The 1,444-nt window shown below is 76.1% G+C and carries 1 protein-coding gene and 1 pseudogene; both read right to left on the bottom strand.

What is annotated here, in order from left to right; translation table 11 throughout:
* Positions 1-156, bottom strand: a pseudogene (locus CCN42_RS45435) (SPFH domain-containing protein); the annotation flags it as partial.
* 100 nt (positions 157-256) lie between these two features.
* The coding region (locus CCN42_RS39900) for a peptidoglycan-binding protein (protein ID WP_169731618.1) at positions 257-1,444 on the bottom strand (1,188 nt) is incomplete at its 5' end.

The following is a 1,444-nucleotide window of genomic DNA, read 5'->3' as shown; positions in this document are numbered from 1 at the left end:
ACGACCCCGGTGATCCGGTGCGAGCGGCACCGGATCACCGGGGTCGTCACGGAACAGCAGATGGACCGGGATCTCGGTGGTCGCCTCGTTCTGGATGAGCCGGGCGGGCCGGGACGGCCCCTCGGGCTCGGGTGTGGGTGACGTGGTCATGGTCATGCCTGCCTCCAGCCTCCGCGCCAGATGCGTCCCCAGGAGGGGGTGTCCCAACAGGGGTGTGCCGCGACGCGGGGCGCGTCGCGACAGGGGGTTCGGGTCGTCACGAGAAGAGCCGCCGCCAGGTCTCCGGCCCCGGACAGCCGTTCGCGGCGCTGCCCCGCCACCCCTGGGCGCGCTGGAAGGCCTCCACGCTCCGCCGGTCCGCCTCCCCCCAGCGGGGCCCCGGCCCGGTCGTGTAGTGCTTGCCGAACCCCTTCTTCACGAGCTGCTCGCCGAGCAGCGTGACGTACGGGTTGCTCGCGCCCGGCCGGAACATCCCCCGCCCCGGGAACCCGGGGATCCGCGGGGCCGGGGCGCCGGGCGGGCCGGCCGCCCCGGCCGTGATGTCCTTGCCCCGGCCGCCGGCCAGCAGCGCCCAGGTCTTCGGTCCGGGCAGCCCGTCCGCGGCTCCGCCCGTCCAGCCCTGGGCCAGCTGGAACGCCCGGGTCGCCCGGCGGTCGGCGTCGGTCCAGCGGGGGCCGGGGCCCGAGGTGTAGTAGGGGCCGGCGCCGCGCTCGACCAGCATCCGGCCGAGCCGGGTGACGTGCCGGTTGTTCGCGCCGGGACCGAAGTAGGCCGCTCCGGGGAAGGGGTCCGCCGCCGTGCCGTCGTCCGGCCGGGCGCCGGAGGTGCCCGTGCCGAGCCCCTTGTGGCGGTAGGCGACATAGCGGTCGGAGTGGGTCCAGTAGGCATACGGCGTGACCTGCGCGCGGGCGTGCGGGCGGGTCGCCTCGTAGGCGGTGTAGGAGGTGCGGGTGTGGTCCGTCCAGCCGCCGAAGATCACCACGTGCGAGCCCCGCTCCGGGTCCTCGGGGTTGTGGAAGAGCAGGATGTCGCCGGACCCCAGCTCGTCCTTGCCGATCCGCACCCCGTACTGGCCGAGGGTGCCGGTCCACTCGTTGCCCGGCAGGTTCCAGGCCATGGAGACGAAGCCCGAGCAGTCCTGCCGGTACCCGTCCCGCCAGAACCGGGTCATGCTGTACGGCACCTTCTCCGCCACCCAGGTCCTGGCCCGCCGGATGATCTCCGCCCGGGTGGTCGCGGGCGCCTCGGCCGGGACGGCCGGCAGGGCGGGCTTTCCCCCGGGGCCGTGCAGCGGGGCCTTGCCGCCCTGCGGGGTCTCGGGCTCGTCACTTGCGGGGACGCCGGGCCGCTGGGAGGCGTGCGGGGCGGCGACGGCGGACGCCGGGTGCCCGGCGGCGAGGGCGGCGGACACCGCGGCGGTGACGGCCAGCGCGCGGGAGGTGAC

The organism is Streptomyces glaucescens (assembly GCF_002154375.1).
Classification (GTDB): domain Bacteria; phylum Actinomycetota; class Actinomycetes; order Streptomycetales; family Streptomycetaceae; genus Streptomyces; species Streptomyces glaucescens.
This window is presented reverse-complemented; position numbering and strand designations above follow the sequence as displayed.